Here is a 17863-nt window from a genome sequence, read left to right on the forward strand (position 1 = left end):
TATATTTTATTTTTTATATTTTTTTAAGAAATCTTTAAATGAAATTGGATTACACTTCATTGTTGTAATTTTAATTTTAAGGAGAAAGCTATGAAACGCTTGTTAGCACTAGGTAGTGCCTGTATTATGTTATATGCTAATAATATAACACCTCAAGCTGATGGTATCGAGCCTAGAACTCTTCACGATTATGTAAATCAAGAAACTGATTTTATAGAGTTCTTAAAAGACCGCCATCCTATGTTTAAATACGAAAAGGAAGGAAATTTAGTTGGAAAATATTCTATTTCTAATCGCCAAGAAGAATTCGTAGAATTCGGTGGGCATGGAAATTATGAAAAAGACACAGGTCGTTCTGCATCAATTACATATCGTCTAGGTATGGAAAGTATTTTAGATTATCCAAATAAATTCGTAGGACCTAAAAAATGTGGTGAATGTCACCCTGCTCAATATGAAGCTTGGAATCGCTCACGCCACTCAAAAGTTATTCGTTTTCCTGATGAATTAGAAGAAGCTGGAGGAGACCCTAAAAAGCCTATGTATGGAAGCAGCGAAGCTACAATTTTACCAAAAGGTGTTGAAGCTGATGATGTATTTGTAATCGTAGGAACTCCTAGAACAAAATATGGTTTTATTGATAAATGGTTAGTTCGTGGAACTTATCACATTGAAGATGGAAAATTAGCTGATGGAACAGGTAAAATGGTTGCTGGAGGTAATCAATTCTCACGCCTTTGGGTTGAATCACTTACACCTGAAGTTGCGAAAAAAATCGCTGAATTCTCACCTGGCTTTCCTACAAAATTAGAAGATTTTGGCAAACAAACTTCAAGCGTTTGGGGAATAAACTCTTATGGTTCTACTTATAAAGAAAAAATGATGTTTCAACCTGCATCTGCATATTGTGAAGTATGCCATAGCTTTAAATTTGACTTTAAATCTAAAGAAGAATTCTTAGCAGCAATTGGAAATAAAGACGAGCTTAGAAAACACGCAATTTCTAAAGGAATTAGCTGTGAAGAATGTCACGGAGCTGGAGCTCACCTTTATGGAGCAAGGGGTGCTGGTATGCCAAGTAATTGCGAAAGATGCCATCAAAGATTTGCTTATGATAGCGAAGATGCGAAGATTGACCCAAGAAAGCCATTTAATAGCTACTTTAAATCAGCGTGTCCATCTTGTGGAACTGAAGGCTCACAAATGTATAATACTATGCACTATGATAAAGGTATGAGATGTTCAACTTGCCACGACCCACACGAAGTTACTGCAAATGATTGGAAAGACCCTTATACAAAAGTAGGACTTAAAAAAACTTGTAGTGATTGTCACGAAACTCAAGCTGAAATGTTTAAATACGGCGGAGCACACGCTAAAGATAATTGCACAGGCTGTCATATGCCAAATATGATGAGTTGTGAAAACTTTGCAAGCGTTCAAAACCCTGATAAAGGTGGATTTGACAATGTTCGTGCAAGTCATATATGGAAAATCTATGTAGATAAAGACGCAAAAACTCTAAACCCACCAGAAGGAAAACCAAGAGACCCACAAACAACTAAAGGTTGGACAATTGCTAGAAAAGATGGCAAATTCTTTGTGGATTTAATGTGGAGTTGCGGAAGAACTAGCTGGAGTGATGTAAATCTAGTAGGACCTGGGGCAAGTGGATGCCATAGTGCTGTGCAATCAACTTTACCAAAAGAATTACACTTCACAGACCAAGAGCAAATCTATGATAAAGTTATGGAATGGCAATTACCTGTTAAAGAAGGCTTTAAAAAACTAGAACTTGCAATTCGCAAAATTGATAGAGAACAAGCAAAAATGGATAATCTAAGCACAAAAACTAAATCAGAAATTATCCTACTTACAAAAGAAGCAAGAGCAATTTATGAAAAAATTGAAAAAGATGGAAGCTGGGGCGTTCATGGTCCAAAATATGCTCTAAAACTAATAAATGAAGCATTAGTTTATGTAGCACAAGCTCAAGATTTATTAGATGGTAAGAAATAATAAAAGGTTAGGAAAAATCCTAACCTTAGTGAAAGGATAAAATATGTTGCTAAGACTTATTTTTGCCATCTTTTTAAGCTTTAACCTTTTTGCATCGGAAGGCGATTTTGCAGTAGTTGAAGGAGTAATTCCTATATCTATGGCTGATGTAGAAAAAGAATTAGGTAAAAAAGATGTATATATATTTGACGCAAATACAAAAGAAGAAAGAATAAAATACGGCTATTTAAAAGGCTCTATTTTTATTAATACACCTGAATGGGTAAGTTTATTACCTAGCAATAAAGACGCTAAGATTATTTTTTATTGCTTAAATAGAATGTGCTATGCAAGCTCTGATGCTGCATTAAAAGCACAAAAACTAGGATATACAAATGTTCGTGTAATGCTAGATGGAATTGAAAGCTGGATTCTTAGTGCAAGACCTATTGAAAAAGGCGGCATAAAACCACTTGTAAAAAGCCATGATATTAATAGTTGGCACGAAGGAAATGAAGTAAGTAGTTTTAAAGATGAATTACATAAGAATTTAAGATTTGGTAATCTTCCTGCTTGTAGAGATTGTCATGGTGCTAGCGGAATTATCAATGATTTAGCAAACGATAAAGACAATGTAAATGCAAACTGCACTAGTTGTCATAAAGAAGTTAAGGCTGAATTTAGCGGAAGTGTGCATGATAAATTCACAAATCCAAGAGAAAAATCTCCATCATGCTCGGATTGTCATAATGTGCATGATAAACAACAATTAACCTCTTTAGCTGTTAAAAAATTAAGCGATGTAAAATGTGGAAGTTGCCATGAAAAAGAGCAAAAACACTATCACGAAACTTTCCACGGAAAGGCTATGGTTTTAGCAAAAGATGGTGAAAGCAAAAAAATAGCTGCTTGTTTTGATTGTCACGGGGCTCATAATATTCATAAACCAAAAGATGAAAAATCAACTTTATATGGTGAAACTAGAATAAAAACTTGTGAAAAATGCCACGAAGGAGCTAATGATAACTTTAGTGATTTTATAGCTCATGCTGACCATACTGATAAAGAGAATTTCCCTTTACTTTATTGGGCTTATGTGTTTATGACAGGGCTTGTAATATCAGTATTTGCATTCTTTGGCTTACACACATTCTTGTGGAGTATGAAACTAATTTATATGAGTATTAAATATAAAGATGAGTGGCGTGCAGCAAAAGAAAAAATGCATAATGACAAGGTAAATATTAAACGCTTTAGCACCTTGCATAGAATTCAGCATTTCTTTGTAGCTTCAAGCTTTTTAGGGTTAAGTTTTTCTGGCTTACCGCAAAAATTCTATACCGCTCCTTGGGCTCAAACTATGATTGATTTAATGGGCGGAATTGTAATGGCTACTAAAATACACCATTTTAGTGCGTTTATTATGATTGCAGTATTCTTAAGCCACATTGCTGAAGTAGTTTATAATTCTTGGACTAAGCGTGATGCTATTCGCGATAATAATGGAAAGCTAAGCTTTAAATTATTCTTAGCAAAATTATTTGGACCTGATAGTTTAATGCCTAGAATGCAAGATTTAAGAGATGTTGTAGCTCATTTTAAATGGTTTATTGGAAAAGGCGAAAGACCTAAGTTTGATAGATTTACTTACTGGGAAAAATTTGATTATATAGCAGTATTTTGGGGTATGTTTATCATTGGCTTTAGTGGTTTAGTATTGTGGTTTCCGGTTGAATTTACGAAGATTTTACCTGGCTTTATGCTAAATCTTGCAACGCTTGTGCATTCTGATGAAGCACTTTTAGCTACAGGATTTATTTTTGCGGTGCATTTTTTCAATACTCACTTTAGAGCTGATAGATTCCCTATGGATATGGTTATCTTTAGTGGAGAACTAACCGAAGAAGAGTTAAAGCACGATAGACCTGAATGGTATGCAAGGCTTAAAGCTAGTGGAAAATTAGACGAACTTAAAAACGAAAGCAATTCTTTTGCTAAGTATTTTTATTTTGCAAGAGTTGTTGGATTTTTAATGTTATTTACTGGACTAATTTTTCTGTTCTTAATAATTTATGCCTTTGCTGATATGTTAATAGGATAAGAGTATGAAAAATAAAGATGCTAATATGATTTTAAGTTTTACGGCATCAAGTTTAATTGTTGCAGCACTAATTCTTAGTGCTTGCGGCAATGAAGCTAAAGAGCCTGAAGCTGTGGTTAAAGACTTTGTGCTTTTATGTGAAGCTGGGAAAATGAGTGATGCTGCTAAATTACTTGCTAGTAAAAATAATGTGGATTATTTTAAGAAGTTTCAAGATAAAGGTAAGGATATGATTTTTATAGATTATGATTATAAAGGTAATGATGATACTATAGAAATGAACTTTACTAAAAAGAACAAAAGTAGCGAAATAGCAATAGTTCAAGTAGATACAAACTACAAAATCCAGCAACATAAATTCAGTAAAGATGTGATTTTACACAACGAAAATGGCGAGTGGAAAATCTATGAATACCCAAGCTTATATCCTGTAAAGGTCAAATAAGTCTAGTTAACTAGACTTATTTAAATTCTTTTTAATTGCTTTTAAAATTACTTGAAAAAATGAAAATATCAAAATAAAAATATCAAAAAAACAATCATTTATATTATCAATACTTAAGATAAAAGATATTGCTAAAGATAGCAAAAATAAAATTGATAGAATTTGATTTAGCAAATACGAAATTATAAAAATTACAAAAATTATTAAATAATTTAAAAAACCATTTTCATAATAAATATCAAAAGTAATAATATTTAAAAATGATAGAAAAAATAAAAGATTGATAACAAAAATATAAACATAAGCCCTAAAATCAAGCAATTTGCCTTGATTAAAAATTATTAATAGCAAAATTAAAACACTAAAAATACTAAGATTAGAAAATATACTATAAGTATAATCATTCAAACTCAAACCATTAAATATAGATATATTTGTCAAAAAAATTATCGCTAAATATATAAAAATTTTCTTCTTAATTGTAAGTTTTTGAAAAATACTTGCAAAAATTGATAAATAAAGTAAAGTATAAATAAAGTGCATTTTTAATCCTTTTTGTTAAATAAAAATTGTTTGTATTGAATAAAATCACGATTATGTGTGTATGTAATATGAGCTTTATTATCGCTAATGAATACACTTGCGTAGCTCATTTCTTTACCTTTATCAATATCTAAAATCCTATGAAAATCATTATAATCTTTCATAATAGCAAGGCTTAAAGTATTTCTTGAGCCATCTTTATCGCTATTAAAAAGCAAGAAAATATCATTATTTACTTTGAATAAATTAATAGAATTATCATAATTTTTTAGATTTGTTTTTGTTAAATCATTGCAGTTTAAAAGATTATCACAAGTCATAGTATAAAAATCATAATTAGCACTTTTGCTAGACCTAAAAGCAAATAAAGCTAGTTTATCATTAATAGCAACGACACTTGGCTGAAATAAATCTTTAGCATTAGTGAGTTTTTTGATTTTTAAAAGTTCGCCTAAATTATTAAATACTAAAGCTAAGGGATATTTATTGGCTAATTCGTGATAAATCGGGAGTAAAAAGCCAAATTCTTTACCTAAATTAACATAAATAGCATTGGCTCTTACAAGATTACTAATATTTGCAAAAGGGCTTAAATGAAGGACTTTTTGGAATTTAAAATCAATAGTATCAATACTGCTAATATAATGATATATTTTGCTATTTGCCCAGCCGCCAAAACTAACTCCTACAACAAATAAATGGATTTTATTATCTGTTTTGACTAAGGTTGGATTTCCGATTTTTTTAATATATTCTTTGCTATCTTTCATAAGCTTTTCTCTAGTAATTAATGCAAAAGGCTCTAAATAATTTGTGCCTTGATAAATACTCGCATAAATTGCTACATCTTTTGCACCTTCTTTAGAACCTGCAAAAAATACGCTAAGCAAATAATCATTATTAAGAGATATTGTGCTTGAAGAATGTGCTGATAATACACCTTGTTTCATTGGTATAGAAATGCTTTTTAATTCTTGGATTGTTTGGGTTTTGTGGTTGGTTGGTTTGGTTAAATAAGTAAAATTTATATCTTTGTTATTTAATAAATACCCCCCCCCATAAAAATAAACTAAATAAACATAATGTGAGTTTTTTCATCTTTGTCCTTTGTGGTTTTTAAAATCATAACTAATATTCATAAATTAATAATTTTGAAGTTTTATTTTTTCTGAAATTAAATCATTGAACCATTCAATATTTTTTTGTATATCTACTTTTCCATTTGTTATTTTTGCAATTAATTCATAATTTTTAGTGTTATCATAAACCAAAATCTCATCACACAACGGCATAATTTTTAAAAGATTTTGCATACTTTCGTAATATCTTTTATCTATTAAATGCGGTTCTATATCATGCCCACCTTTACTAACTCGTATTTTTACACGCTCTTTTGCTGTTTGTGGGCTATCAAGCCCTACAAAGCGTAAATTTATTTTGTAATTATTCTCTTTTAATTCATCAAATAGATTTAATATAGATTTTCCACAAAGTGTAGTTTCTTGATTGAAATTAAGTTTATCATCTATGTAAACCTTACGCATTTTTATAGCTATTCTTGAGGCACGAACTTGAGTTTGTCTATCTCTATAGTCTCCAATACTTTGAGCTATTTCATCTACATTTATACGATAGCCTAAATTTATTCCTTTTTCTAGTGTTAAAAAATATAAAGTGGTTTTTCCTGCACCATTTACACCAGCAAAAATAGTAACTATAGGTTGATTTATCATAAATTTTCCTTATATAGATTTTAAGTAATTATAATAAAAATTAAATAATTTTATTAATATAAAAAACTAAAAATATTTTATATTTATTTATATCTTTTTTATAAATTTTTAAAAACAATTGCTAACCCGAATACTTAAAATTTAAAACAAATCAAATTAAATTCCAAATCCAAAAAAATATCAAAAATAATAATTTATACCTATTTTAAATGTTTCGTTTTTGTGAAAATATTTTTGAAATTCAGCAAAAATCGCAGTGTTTTTATAAATCTTAAAATGAGTTTTGATACTTAAAATATCTTCTAATAAGCCGTGCTTATAAAAATTCTTATGATAACTTAAACTAAGCTTATTTGCTTTATAAGATAGGCTTGTAATTATTTGATTATTAAAGCTCAAACCATCTTTATAAGCTCTAAAACCACTTAAAAACGATAATAAAAAATACTCATTAACAAAACTAATCCCACCTAAAAGCTCCATATTTGCTAATTTATCATCTAATACATCATCATAAGCTAATTTAAACAAAAAACTTGGCTTATGATTTATATAGTTAAAATCACTTAAACTTGCAAGCCTTAGCAAGATTAGCTCATCTAATTTAGGCTTTTTATCATAATTAATAGTAGTGCTTAAAAATTCTATCCCTATACCTTTATCAAAACCCAAATCATCTTCATAAATATCGTGCAAGGCTGGTCTAATTGATAATAAAGCTTTCTTTTTTGTATCATAAGCAAATGATATTTTGCTAGGATAATTAGCCTTAATTATGCTTTCCTTTGGAGTTTTTAAAGGAAGCTTTGCTATTTTGCTTTGAGATAAATTACTAGATATTTTATGAGTTATTTTTTTGTATTCATCTACACTAAGCTCATTTTTACTAGCATAATACTGACTAAGCTCGTTCGCTAAGGCTAAAATAGAATAATCATAATTTGGCTCAATTTTACCTAAAGCTATATTTTTTGCTAGATTTATCTCATCAAAACTCAAATCTTTTGCTTGATTTAAAATAGTATTTAACTTTGATGCTCTATAGTAATAATCGCTAATTAGATTAATATCGTTGATTTTTTGTATAGTATTGCTTGGAATTACGCTATAAATAAATTTATTTCTTAATTTAATATCAGGATTTGCATTCTCAAGTAACCACAAAATATTATAAGAGCAATTTTTATCAAAAAACAAATAAACCGAACTACTATCCTTAATCTCCCATAAATGTAAAATCAGTCTATTTACTTCTTCTTCATTTAATTTTAAATCATACTCGTAAAGGTCTCTATTTTCGCTATCTTTGTATGTTTTTAACATATCATAATAAGGCTTTAAAGAGTACTTGCCAATGTATCCGCCAAACAAACCTTTAAAGGCAAACATTAAGCCATTTTCATCTTGCTCATCAACATCGGCAGCATAATTAATAGCGTAAGATAAAAGCCTTGAATTGTAATTAGAATTAATTAGCAAAAATGTATGCCCAAACATTGACGCTGGGGAATTTAAATAAGCAGCTGGAAAAACTATGCTAATTGATTTAGGGCTAATATATTCTAAGAAATTATTCAAATCAGAACAATTTAAATCATGATTTTTAGTAAGTTTTAGAGATTTTTCTATGTATTTTGCCCTTAAAGGAAACTTGCAAATAAAGTGCAAATTATCATTATCGTTGCTAAAAGTTATAGCAGAATCTTTTTGATTTAACTCTTCTTTTTTGCCTAAATATATTTCTTTTTTTAAAAAATACATATATAAATTAAGCTCAAATTCTGATTTTAAATTCCTTTGATTTGAATAAAAAAATTCTTTATTAATTATCTCGCTTTTGTTGTTTGTAAAGTGAAGGAGATTTTTCCATTCTATTGTGTTAAAAACTTGTTTTTGATTAGCTTGTTGAATAATTTCTAAAAACTCATCTTTAGAAATACTTAATTTAGAAAAATCAAGATTTAATAATTCATTATCTTGTGCCTTTGCAAAAATACAAAAGCACAATAAAAATAAAAACTTTTTCAATTATAAAGCAGAAGCTCTATCTAAAACTTGAGCACCTACAACATTGCTTGAATTGTAAATAGCTAAGTAATTTGCTCTTAAATTAGCTTTAAATAAATCAGCGTCTTTTACTTCTAAAAGTTCAGCTAAAGTATCTAAATGCTCGCCCATTCCTAAAGCAGCTTCATTTGATAAAGCGTCAAGATTTGCATTTACGAAATTAATTGCTTTTTCATTATGAACTAATCTTGTTTCTTGGCAATTTAGTGTTCCTGTAGTAATACCAAAAGTTTGATTACCTGAAGTTCCGTTTGTAGTAGCTTGTAAAGCATACATAATTGCTGAATCAGGGTTTTTAATAATTATAGTTCCAAGTCCGCAACCTGTTTGAGTATTTGCACCTGCAAATAAAGAAGTGCTAATCGCACCAACAACTACCAATGAAGAAAGTAATTTTCTCATTATAACTCCTTTTAAAGTATTAAAAAAACAAATTATAAAACTATATATTAACAATGAGTATGAATGGTGCGCCCGAAGGAATTCGAATCCCTGACCTTTTGAACCGCAATCAAATGCTCTATCCAGCTGAGCTACGAGCGCATAAAATAAGTTTTTGAAATAAAGTGGCGGACAGAGAGGGATTTGAACCCTCGAGCCCCGATTAAGAGCTGCACCCTTAGCAGGGGTGTGGTTTCAGCCACTCACCCATCTGTCCAATAAGTAAAACGCATATTATATATTTTAAAAATTAGATTTAGCTTAAATTATTCCAAAAGTTGTAATTTTTCATCACATAAATTTTTCCAATCACCACTTTTGCATTCTTTTAAAGTTTCTTTTGCTTTTTCAAATTCTTTATTTTTAATTAACATACTAGCTTCTAAATATTTTGCATTGCTGTATTCTTCTTCGCTTAATTTTAATTTATATAAATCTATAAATATTTCTTTAGCTTCTTTTATATTATTTTTATTAATTAAAGCATTTAAAGTAATTAACTCTATCTTAGGACTATATAAATTAATACCTAAATAATTTTGTATATTAATTGCTTTTTTACCATAAGTAATAGCTGAAATATCAAGATTATTATTTTTAAAGTAATTTAAAAATTCGTCATAAACTTCAACCAATCTTAATCCATTGCCGTATTTTTCAAGCTGTTTTAATGAAAAAATAGCATCATTGTATTTGTTTTGCTTAATTAATGATAATGATAAATAATAATATATCTCAAAATATTCTGGTTTTTTAATATTAAATCGTTTATTTAAAATAGATTTGATTATATTTTCCACATCTTTATACTGCTTATTTAAATATAAAAGTTTTGCTTGTTTGATTTTATAAAACACCAAATCTTCATTTTCAAACTTAATTGCAAAATCTAAAGCTAATTTATTTTCTTTTTTTCTTTCTAAGCACTCTAAATATTTCATTTTATTAATGACTTTTTCATCACTTATAAAATTATTATTTTTTATGTATCCTAAAACTTCATCGCAATCATCATCATCTAATGCAATATTTAATAAATTAATCAAGCTACTATCATATAAAGAAATTAGCTCTTCATTTTCACTATCTTTTATTTTCTTTTCTAGTTTTAAAATCTTTTCATAATCTTTTTCTTTATACAATAATTTAACTTCTTCATAAAGAGCTCTTTTTGATATGTTATTATCATATTTAGCCATTAAAAAATTATAATATTCGTGCAATTTAAAGCTATCTTGTTCATCTTTTTCAAAATATAAACTATCAATAGTTTCATCAATAATATTCATATATTCGCCATTAGGAAATAGCTTTTTATATTCATTTAAATATTCATCAGCCTTTTTATAATCATTATTTTTAGCTAAAGAAACCCCTAAATTTTTTAATACCCTTTCATAATAAGGGTCTAATTTATTTGAATTTTTAAATAAAAACTCATAAATAGGAGCACTAATATCATACATTTTTTCCTTGAAAAAATCATCAGCTAAACCCAATGTTTTATCCTTATCTTCTAATAAATATTGCTCATTTGCATTAAAGACTTTTAATACAAATTCCTTAGCTTCCTTTGCTTTATTATGACTAATATTGATTTTTGCTAAAGATATTGCAGCTTTACTAGCCAAAATCGCATCATCTGAACTAAATAAAATATTATTATAAATAATAGTAGCAGCATCTCTTTTGCCATGAGATAGTAAAAAATCAGCATAGTTTAAACTTGCCAATTTTGTGTAATAAGAATTTGGATGCTCGTTATTTAAAATATCTATAAAATATTCAGCATCACTTCTTTGTTCTAATTTTAAATAAGTTTTTACCATCATTTGCAATATTTCAGTGTAATTCTCATCACTTGGAAAAACCCTTACATAATCTTTTGCACTTGAAATAATTTCTTCGCTTAAAGTGGTATTTTCATTTAGCAAATTAAACATAGCTCTAATTCTATACAAATAAAACTCGCTTATAAAAATACTATTTTTATATTTTTCTAAAGACATATTGCATAAATCTAATAGCTCTTTATATTGCTTATTATCGTAATATTTTTTAATACTCAAATAAGAATTAATATCACTATTATCGCTAATATTTACAGGATTTTGGTCTAAATCAAGCCCTTCTATAAAAGGAGTTTGCAAATCAGGAAAAATCACATCAAAATCAAGTCCATTAGGACTTAACACTCCTTGAGTATATGGAAAAAATATAAAAGTAAAATTTTTAGAAACTTTTTTGCTAGATGCAAAAACCACATTAGTATCATATAATTTTTGCTCGCTATCAACAATACTAACATTTGTTTTAGGGTAAATATATATATCTAAAGTATCTTTTGAATTTTTAAATTCTAATTTGAATAAGGTTAAATCTTGATTTGATAATAACCTTGATTTACCCTTCACACTACATTTAAAATAAGGTTTTAAATTCTCATCTTGTAATTTATCACAAGTTATATCAGTATTGTTTTTAATATGTAAAACTGATATATTTTTATTTATTTCCTTGCCAGAGTTTATATATAGTTCAAAAGAATATAAATAAACGTAAAAGCAAAGAAATAATATTTTTTTCATTATTTAATATAATCTAATCCAACGCTTGCAACAAAAGAAGCAATAACTGCTAAAATTAAAACTATTTTTTGAGCGTTATTAAAATATAAAAATCCTATTTCTTTATCTGCAAAAATTGCTTTTATAAATCTTAAATAAGCAAATAGCATAATAATTGAGCTAAGTGCCATACAAATTGCTGCATAAATATTAACATTTAAAGCTATATTAATTACACCAACCTTAGCAAAAAATACACCAAATGGTGGCAATGCTGCAAGATTTAACAATAATACAACAATACAAATTCCTAATAAAGGATATTTCTTAAACACCCCTTTTAAATTCTCATAATTTGTGTCTTTAAACGCACCTAAAAACATAAATAATGCGATATTTACAAATGCAAATGTTAAAAAATAATATAAAAACATTTGGCTTGATAAATGAAAAAATGCAAGGGTTGAATAAGCAAAAGATGAATGCGAAACAGAGCTATATACTAACATTGATTTTGCATTATCTTGCTTTAATGACATAACACTAGCAAAAAGCATAGAAGCACAAGCAATAATTAAAATAATCTCACTTACATTGAAGAAATTTTCAAATGAAATCATAAATCTATATGCAAATACCATCATAGCTATTTTTGGAACTATTGAAATAAATCCAGCTAAACTTGAATCAGCCTTTAAATACACATCTTTAAGCCACATATGAAGTGGTGCTACTGATAATTTAAATAATATTGTAATTCCTATCATAACAAAGGCTAAAATACTAGCCGTGCTAATTGTAGCTAATGAGTTTAGTTCTAAACTTGCACTATCAAAATAATACATTGCAGAACCCATAGCAAAAAATGCTGAACCTAACATTCCGTAATTAAAGTATTTAATAGCACCTTCAATTGCTTTTTTCTTAAACGCTATTAAGCTATAAAGTGCTAAAGAAGAGCCTTCAAGAGTTATAAAAGCTACTATTAAATTATTAGTGCTTACCATAAAATTTAAACAAGCTATCATCATTAAAAATAATGCAAAAAACTCACCTTCATCAGCTCTTTTATTAGCAAGTAGAAAATAAATAGCTGATAGATTGATTAATATACTTGAATATTTTGCTAAATTATCAAATATAAATAAATCAAAAAAACTCTCATCATAAGGGCAATTAAATTGGCAAATAATAGCAATTATTAAAGCCACAATACTAAGCCCTTTTAAAGCTCTTAAATCAAATTTATAAAATAAATTAGCAACCAATATAAAACAAGCAAAAACTATCAAAGCAAGTTCAGGTAAAATAAGTAATACATTTAAATCAAGTTGCATTCTATCTCCTTATACCGCAAAGTTGATATAATCTAAAATTATATTAGGATTTACTCCAAATACAATTATAATCAAAGCTATGAAAGATAAAATTATTATCTTAGATAAACTAACCTTTATGTCTTTAGCTTCATTTTCTTTACTTAAAAAGCTATTTCTAAACATATTGAGCATATAAACAGCTCCAAGTATCACAACTAAAGTAGCAAAAACTCCAGCCATCTTACTAGCTGCAAATACTCCATAAAGAACCAAAAACTCACCTGCAAAGCTTATAGTAAGTGGTAAAGAAATTGATGAAAATAATAAAACTCCAAAAATAAATGTCAAATAAGGCATATGTTTAGCTAAGCCCTTTAACTCACTTAGATTATAAGTTTTGTAATTATCTTTTAAAATTTCAGCGTAAAAAAACATTGCCCCACTTACAATAGCATGAGCTACCATATAAACAACAGCTCCACTTAAAGCAATTGGATGCATAGAAAAAATACCTAAACAAATAATTCCTAAGTGTGATATTGAACTCATTGCACTTAATTCTTTATAATTTTTCGCATTGCTTGCTAGAAGCGCTGCATAAATTGCTGAAATTATACATAATGTATAAATTATCCCACTAAATTCATTAATACTAACAGCAAATAAAGGAAGGCAAAACTTAATCATTCCAAAAGGCGCCATTTTAAAACTTGCAAGCATTACAGAAACAAAATTAGGTGCTTTTGAATAAGTTTTAATAGCCCAACTATGAAATGGAAAAATAGGAGCTTTTATAGCAAATGCTAAGAAAAATCCTATAAATAATAAAGTATTTTCAATAGGACTTAAATTTGTAGTTGAGAAATAACTAATATCAAAATTTAAAATCGCATCATTAACTCTTGCATTATAAGCTAGATAAATCATAGCAAGTAGCATAAAAATTGAGCCTAAAAATGCAAATACAAAAAATGACCTAGCTAGTTTTGCTTCATTGTTTTTAACCATTAAATATAAAAGTGGAAATAATGAAACTTCCCAAAAAATATAAAATAATAAAGCATCATTTGCTAAAAATAAACCATTCATACAAGCACTTAAAATCATAGCACTTATTAAAAAGTCTTTTGTTTGTTTAGAAAAAAAGCACATTGACAAAAATAGCATAAGATTTGCCACAAAAGCTAAAGTAAATGCTATCTCATCAGCTTTTAAATTAATCCCAAAATTAAAAGCTTTTATTAAAGTATAATTAAATGTATGAATTTCATCAATTATCACATAATAATTAAGGCATAAAATTATAAAAGAAAATAAAATTCCGCTAATTTTAGAAGCCTTATCATTTATAAAATATGCACTAACCCCAAAAATTAAAGGTAAAAATATCAATAAACTAAGCATATATCACCACCATTGTTAAAAGTAAAAACACACAAAATGCACAAATAAACACAATGTGAAGAGTTAAGTTATTGTTTTTGTTCTCACAAGAAACAAGACTTAAAAGCTTTTTAGGACATTCAAAAATAAATGAATATAGACCTTCTTCAAATCCTATTAATACTTTAGCTAAACATTTATAAGGTTGTATGAAAATAATCTCATATAATTTAGGTATGTAATATTCATTTTCTAAAAGCTTTTTATATTTACAATTGCAAGTTTCTTTTGCACCATTTTTATAAACTACTATAGCTAAAACAATTCCTACTATAGCAACCACTAAAGAAATAGCAATTAATACATAATTATGGTGTAATTCTTGCATAGGAATTCTAATAAATTCAAAGAATTTACTATCCCAAAAACCTGCAATAATTGCTAATATTGCTAAAGGTAGCATTGCAATTAATGCTATAGGTTTTGCTTCGTGTGGATGGATTGTGTGATTTTTTGGAGCAAAAAATACCATCATTAATAGTCTAAAACTATAAAACGCTGTTAAAAACGCTGTAAATAATAAAACAGAATATAAGCCAAAATGCTCTGTTACAAATGCAAAATCTAAAATCTTATCTTTTGAGAAAAATCCTGCGAATGGATAAATACCACTTAAAGCTAAACTTGCAATTATCATTAAAACTGCTGTAACTTTCATAGGTTTATACAATTTACCCATTTTGTAAATGTTTAATTCATCGTGCATTGCGTGCATAATATTTCCAGCACCTAAGAATAATAATGCTTTAAAAAATGCGTGAGTTACTAAATGAAATAATGCTATTTTATAAGCTCCTAAACCACAAGCTACGAACATATATCCAAGTTGAGAAAGTGTAGAAAATGCCACAATTCTTTTTAAATCTTTTGCAGCAATTGCCATTGAAGCAGCAAATAAAGCTACAAAAGCACCTAAACAAGCTATAAAATAACTTACATTTGGAACTTGCGAAAATAAATCGTGAGAGCGAATTACCAAATAAACACCAGCAGTTACCATCGTAGCAGCGTGGATTAATGCTGAAACTGGTGTTGGACCTGCCATCGCATTTGCTAGCCAAGTATGGAATGGAAATTGAGCTGATTTACCCATAGCACCAACAAATAATAAAGCAGCAATTAAAGTTAATAAATTAGGATTTAACATTTCGTGAAAGCTTAATATAGCAAATACTTCTTTATAGCTTAAAGTTCCGAAATTAAAATATATTAAAAATATTCCTAAAAGCATTGCAAAATCGCTTATTCTATTCATAATAAAAGCTTCATTTGCTGCTAATGAGAATTTTTCATTTTGATACCAAAAGCCGATTAATAACCAAGAGCATAGACCAACGCCTTCCCATCCAACAAATAATAATAAGAAATTATCACTCATTACTAAAATTAGCATACAAAATACGAATAAGCCTAAAAATGCAAAGAATTTATTAAAACCTTCATCGTGCTCCATATAATAAATACTATAAAAATGCACACAAGTAGCAACTAATGTTACAACGCACATCATAGTAAGGCTAACAGAATCTATTAAAAAGCCGAAATTAACATTTAAAATTCCTATCCAATGACCCAAACTAATATACAAATTCTTATCTGCTAAATAATATAAAGATATAAAAGCAAAAATACAAGCTAAAAGCATTAAATAAGAACAAAAATAACCTATTACTTTATTTTTTGGAGAAAAAGAATAAATTCCTGCAAAAATTGCACTTAATAATGGTAAAAATAAAACACATAATAAACTCATTTGCACTCTCCAAAATCTAGACTTTTATCGCGTCTATATTTAATCACACAAAAGCTAAGTCCAATAGCTACTTCGCAAGCTGCTATTGCCATAATAAAAATAGCAAAAACTTGCCCATCTAAAGCATTGTGCATTTTTGAAATTGCTACAAAAGCTAAATTTGCAGCATTTAACATTATTTCAGTAGATATAAAAAACATTATTAAATTCTGTCTTTTTAATACTCCTACTAAACCAATCAAAAACAATACAATTGATAATAATAAATAATTCATTGTTCTTCCTTTATCTTCTTTGCTACTAGCACAATAGCTGCTATTATTACCATTAGTAAAACCACTGCAACTATCTCAAAAGCTAAAAGGTATTTTGTAAATAAAATAATCCCTAAACTACGAGTATTTTCAAGCTCTTCACTAACCAATAAACTTGATTGAGATAAATTTAACTTAAATCCTAAAGTCATAATTATCATAAGAACACTCGCTAAAATACTTAAACTAAAAAAAGTTTTTTTATGTTTTAGCTTTTCTTTTAATTCTTTGCTTAAATCAAAAAACATCATAGCAAAACTATAAAGCCCTAAAACAGCCCCACTATATACTATAATTTGAGCAGCACCCAAAAACTCTGATCCTAATAAAAAATAATGAGCGCTTAAAAATACCATTCCACAAGCAAGAGAGCTAAGAGAATATAAAATATTTTTAGAACTTACCGCAATTATAAAAAATCCCGCAACTAAAGCAGCGAAAATATAAAATATAATTAACTCAAACATCTTTTGCCTCTTTATTCGTTTTATCTTCTTTTGTATCGCTAGAATTTGAAACTGAAGCTTCACTTTCTCTTGCCTTCATTACATCATAATAATTTGGCGTAACTTTTACAAAATCATCAGCATCAGCTCTTAAACTTCCAGCACCTTCAAATTCAACTTGATTAATTAGATTATCAATTGGAGTTAATATATCTTTTTTATGTGCAAAATATGACCTTTGCTCTGCTGCATTTTCATATTCAACACCATGCACGATAGCAAGTTCAGGACAAACTTCAGCACAAAATCCACAATAAATACAACGACCAAGATTAATAGAATAATTACTTACTAATTTTCTACCATCATCGCCTAATTTTGTCTCCATTCTAATACAATTTGAAATACAAATTTTTTCACACAACCCACAACCAATACAGCGTTCATTTTCGCTTTCAATAAATCTTTGCAATCTATGCACAGCACGATAACGATTATCTAATTTGATTTTTTCCATTGGATATTTAATAGTTGCTGAATTACCCCTTTTTAAGGTTTCATTAATTATAAATGCTAAACCGCTGATTAAATCAGTATTTAAACATCTTTTAACACTTCTTATAAATTTTTCATAAGGAGTAAGAATTAATTTTCTTTTTTCATCTACTACATAATATTTTTTCATATATTCTC

The 17863-nt window shown here is 28.0% G+C and carries 15 protein-coding genes and 2 tRNA genes; 3 read left to right on the forward strand and 14 right to left on the reverse strand.

Features of this window, described 5'->3' with window-relative positions; genetic code table 11:
- The first annotated feature begins 90 nt into the window (after nt 1–90).
- From AVBRAN9334_RS04920 to AVBRAN9334_RS04930, 3 genes are read left to right on the forward strand one after another with little or no spacing between them, the layout of a single operon-like run.
- A complete protein-coding gene (locus AVBRAN9334_RS04920) occupies nt 91–2019 on the forward strand; it encodes a multiheme c-type cytochrome (protein WP_214117464.1) in 1929 nt (642 codons plus the stop codon).
- A 43-nt stretch (nt 2020–2062) separates the two neighbouring features.
- Nucleotides 2063–4099, forward strand: coding sequence for a rhodanese-like domain-containing protein (locus AVBRAN9334_RS04925; protein ID WP_214119755.1), 2037 nt, complete (start codon nt 2063–2065; stop codon nt 4097–4099).
- Between the two features lie 4 nt (nt 4100–4103).
- Nucleotides 4104–4544: a DUF4878 domain-containing protein gene (locus AVBRAN9334_RS04930; protein ID WP_214149670.1), complete on the forward strand. Its 441-nt coding sequence runs from the start codon at nt 4104–4106 to the stop codon at nt 4542–4544.
- Nucleotides 4545–4550: 6 nt separating this feature from the next.
- Here the strand turns inward: AVBRAN9334_RS04930 and AVBRAN9334_RS04935 are convergent, their stop codons facing one another.
- The 14 genes from AVBRAN9334_RS04935 to nuoI form a co-directional block, all read right to left on the reverse strand.
- Nucleotides 4551–5087 (reverse strand): hypothetical protein, encoded by a 537-nt coding sequence (locus tag AVBRAN9334_RS04935; protein ID WP_336607166.1) that lies wholly within the window; start codon nt 5085–5087, stop codon nt 4551–4553.
- A 2-nt stretch (nt 5088–5089) separates the two neighbouring features.
- The gene (locus tag AVBRAN9334_RS04940) at nt 5090–6037 is read right to left on the reverse strand and encodes a sialidase family protein (RefSeq protein ID WP_336607167.1); all 948 of its coding nucleotides are present in this window, start codon (nt 6035–6037) and stop codon (nt 5090–5092) included.
- A 192-nt stretch (nt 6038–6229) separates the two neighbouring features.
- Nucleotides 6230–6820, reverse strand: coding sequence for a zeta toxin family protein (locus AVBRAN9334_RS04945; RefSeq protein ID WP_239803322.1), 591 nt, complete (start codon nt 6818–6820; stop codon nt 6230–6232).
- A gap of 180 nt (nt 6821–7000) precedes the next feature.
- Nucleotides 7001–8848 (reverse strand): Lnb N-terminal periplasmic domain-containing protein, encoded by a 1848-nt coding sequence (locus AVBRAN9334_RS04950; RefSeq protein ID WP_336607168.1) that lies wholly within the window; start codon nt 8846–8848, stop codon nt 7001–7003.
- Nucleotides 8849–9289: a DUF3015 family protein gene (locus AVBRAN9334_RS04955; RefSeq protein WP_214119749.1), complete on the reverse strand. Its 441-nt coding sequence runs from the start codon at nt 9287–9289 to the stop codon at nt 8849–8851. It abuts the gene before it with no gap.
- A gap of 64 nt (nt 9290–9353) precedes the next feature.
- Nucleotides 9354–9430, reverse strand: a tRNA-Arg gene (locus AVBRAN9334_RS04960).
- 24 nt (nt 9431–9454) lie between these two features.
- Nucleotides 9455–9545: transfer RNA gene (locus AVBRAN9334_RS04965), tRNA-Ser, on the reverse strand.
- 49 nt (nt 9546–9594) lie between these two features.
- A complete protein-coding gene (locus AVBRAN9334_RS04970; protein ID WP_336607169.1) occupies nt 9595–11916 on the reverse strand; it encodes a tetratricopeptide repeat protein in 2322 nt (773 codons plus the stop codon).
- Nucleotides 11916–13232: an NADH-quinone oxidoreductase subunit N gene (locus tag AVBRAN9334_RS04975; protein ID WP_214117473.1), complete on the reverse strand. Its 1317-nt coding sequence runs from the start codon at nt 13230–13232 to the stop codon at nt 11916–11918. Before AVBRAN9334_RS04975 ends, AVBRAN9334_RS04970 begins: the two co-directional genes overlap by 1 nt.
- Before the next feature lie 9 nt (nt 13233–13241).
- Nucleotides 13242–14618, reverse strand: a complete 1377-nt coding sequence (locus AVBRAN9334_RS04980) for a complex I subunit 4 family protein (RefSeq protein WP_214117474.1) — start codon at nt 14616–14618, stop codon at nt 13242–13244.
- Nucleotides 14611–16416 carry an NADH-quinone oxidoreductase subunit L gene (gene nuoL, locus AVBRAN9334_RS04985; RefSeq protein ID WP_442862418.1) on the reverse strand — a complete coding sequence of 602 codons (1806 nt, stop codon included), beginning with the start codon at nt 16414–16416 and terminating at the stop codon, nt 14611–14613. The genes AVBRAN9334_RS04980 and nuoL overlap by 8 nt, the downstream gene beginning before the upstream one ends.
- A complete protein-coding gene (nuoK, locus tag AVBRAN9334_RS04990) occupies nt 16407–16685 on the reverse strand; it encodes an NADH-quinone oxidoreductase subunit NuoK (protein ID WP_214117476.1) in 279 nt (92 codons plus the stop codon). The genes nuoL and nuoK overlap by 10 nt, the downstream gene beginning before the upstream one ends.
- The gene (locus tag AVBRAN9334_RS04995) at nt 16682–17191 is read right to left on the reverse strand and encodes an NADH-quinone oxidoreductase subunit J (protein WP_336607171.1); all 510 of its coding nucleotides are present in this window, start codon (nt 17189–17191) and stop codon (nt 16682–16684) included. Before AVBRAN9334_RS04995 ends, nuoK begins: the two co-directional genes overlap by 4 nt.
- Nucleotides 17184–17855, reverse strand: a complete 672-nt coding sequence (gene nuoI, locus AVBRAN9334_RS05000) for an NADH-quinone oxidoreductase subunit NuoI (RefSeq protein WP_336607172.1) — start codon at nt 17853–17855, stop codon at nt 17184–17186. The genes AVBRAN9334_RS04995 and nuoI overlap by 8 nt, the downstream gene beginning before the upstream one ends.
- Nucleotides 17856–17863 lie beyond the last annotated feature (8 nt).

Source organism: Campylobacter sp. RM9334 (assembly GCF_020138145.1).
Classification (GTDB): Bacteria; Campylobacterota; Campylobacteria; order Campylobacterales; family Campylobacteraceae; genus Campylobacter_E.

Bases quoted from the DNA above. Each gene is read 5' to 3' on its own strand.
- AVBRAN9334_RS04920 (WP_214117464.1), top strand. From the start codon at position 91: ATGAAACGCTTGTTAGCACTAGGTAGTGCCTGTATTATGTTATATGCT.
- AVBRAN9334_RS04925 (WP_214119755.1), top strand. From the start codon at position 2,063: ATGTTGCTAAGACTTATTTTTGCCATCTTTTTAAGCTTTAACCTTTTT.
- AVBRAN9334_RS04930 (WP_214149670.1), top strand. From the start codon at position 4,104: ATGAAAAATAAAGATGCTAATATGATTTTAAGTTTTACGGCATCAAGT.
- AVBRAN9334_RS04935 (WP_336607166.1), bottom strand. From the start codon at position 5,087: ATGCACTTTATTTATACTTTACTTTATTTATCAATTTTTGCAAGTATT.
- AVBRAN9334_RS04940 (WP_336607167.1), bottom strand. From the start codon at position 6,037: ATGAAACAAGGTGTATTATCAGCACATTCTTCAAGCACAATATCTCTT.
- AVBRAN9334_RS04945 (WP_239803322.1), bottom strand. From the start codon at position 6,820: ATGATAAATCAACCTATAGTTACTATTTTTGCTGGTGTAAATGGTGCA.
- AVBRAN9334_RS04955 (WP_214119749.1), bottom strand. From the start codon at position 9,289: ATGAGAAAATTACTTTCTTCATTGGTAGTTGTTGGTGCGATTAGCACT.
- AVBRAN9334_RS04970 (WP_336607169.1), bottom strand. From the start codon at position 11,916: ATGAAAAAAATATTATTTCTTTGCTTTTACGTTTATTTATATTCTTTT.
- AVBRAN9334_RS04975 (WP_214117473.1), bottom strand. From the start codon at position 13,232: ATGCAACTTGATTTAAATGTATTACTTATTTTACCTGAACTTGCTTTG.
- AVBRAN9334_RS04980 (WP_214117474.1), bottom strand. From the start codon at position 14,618: ATGCTTAGTTTATTGATATTTTTACCTTTAATTTTTGGGGTTAGTGCA.
- nuoK (WP_214117476.1), bottom strand. From the start codon at position 16,685: ATGAATTATTTATTATTATCAATTGTATTGTTTTTGATTGGTTTAGTA.
- AVBRAN9334_RS04995 (WP_336607171.1), bottom strand. From the start codon at position 17,191: ATGTTTGAGTTAATTATATTTTATATTTTCGCTGCTTTAGTTGCGGGA.
- nuoI (WP_336607172.1), bottom strand. From the start codon at position 17,855: ATGAAAAAATATTATGTAGTAGATGAAAAAAGAAAATTAATTCTTACT.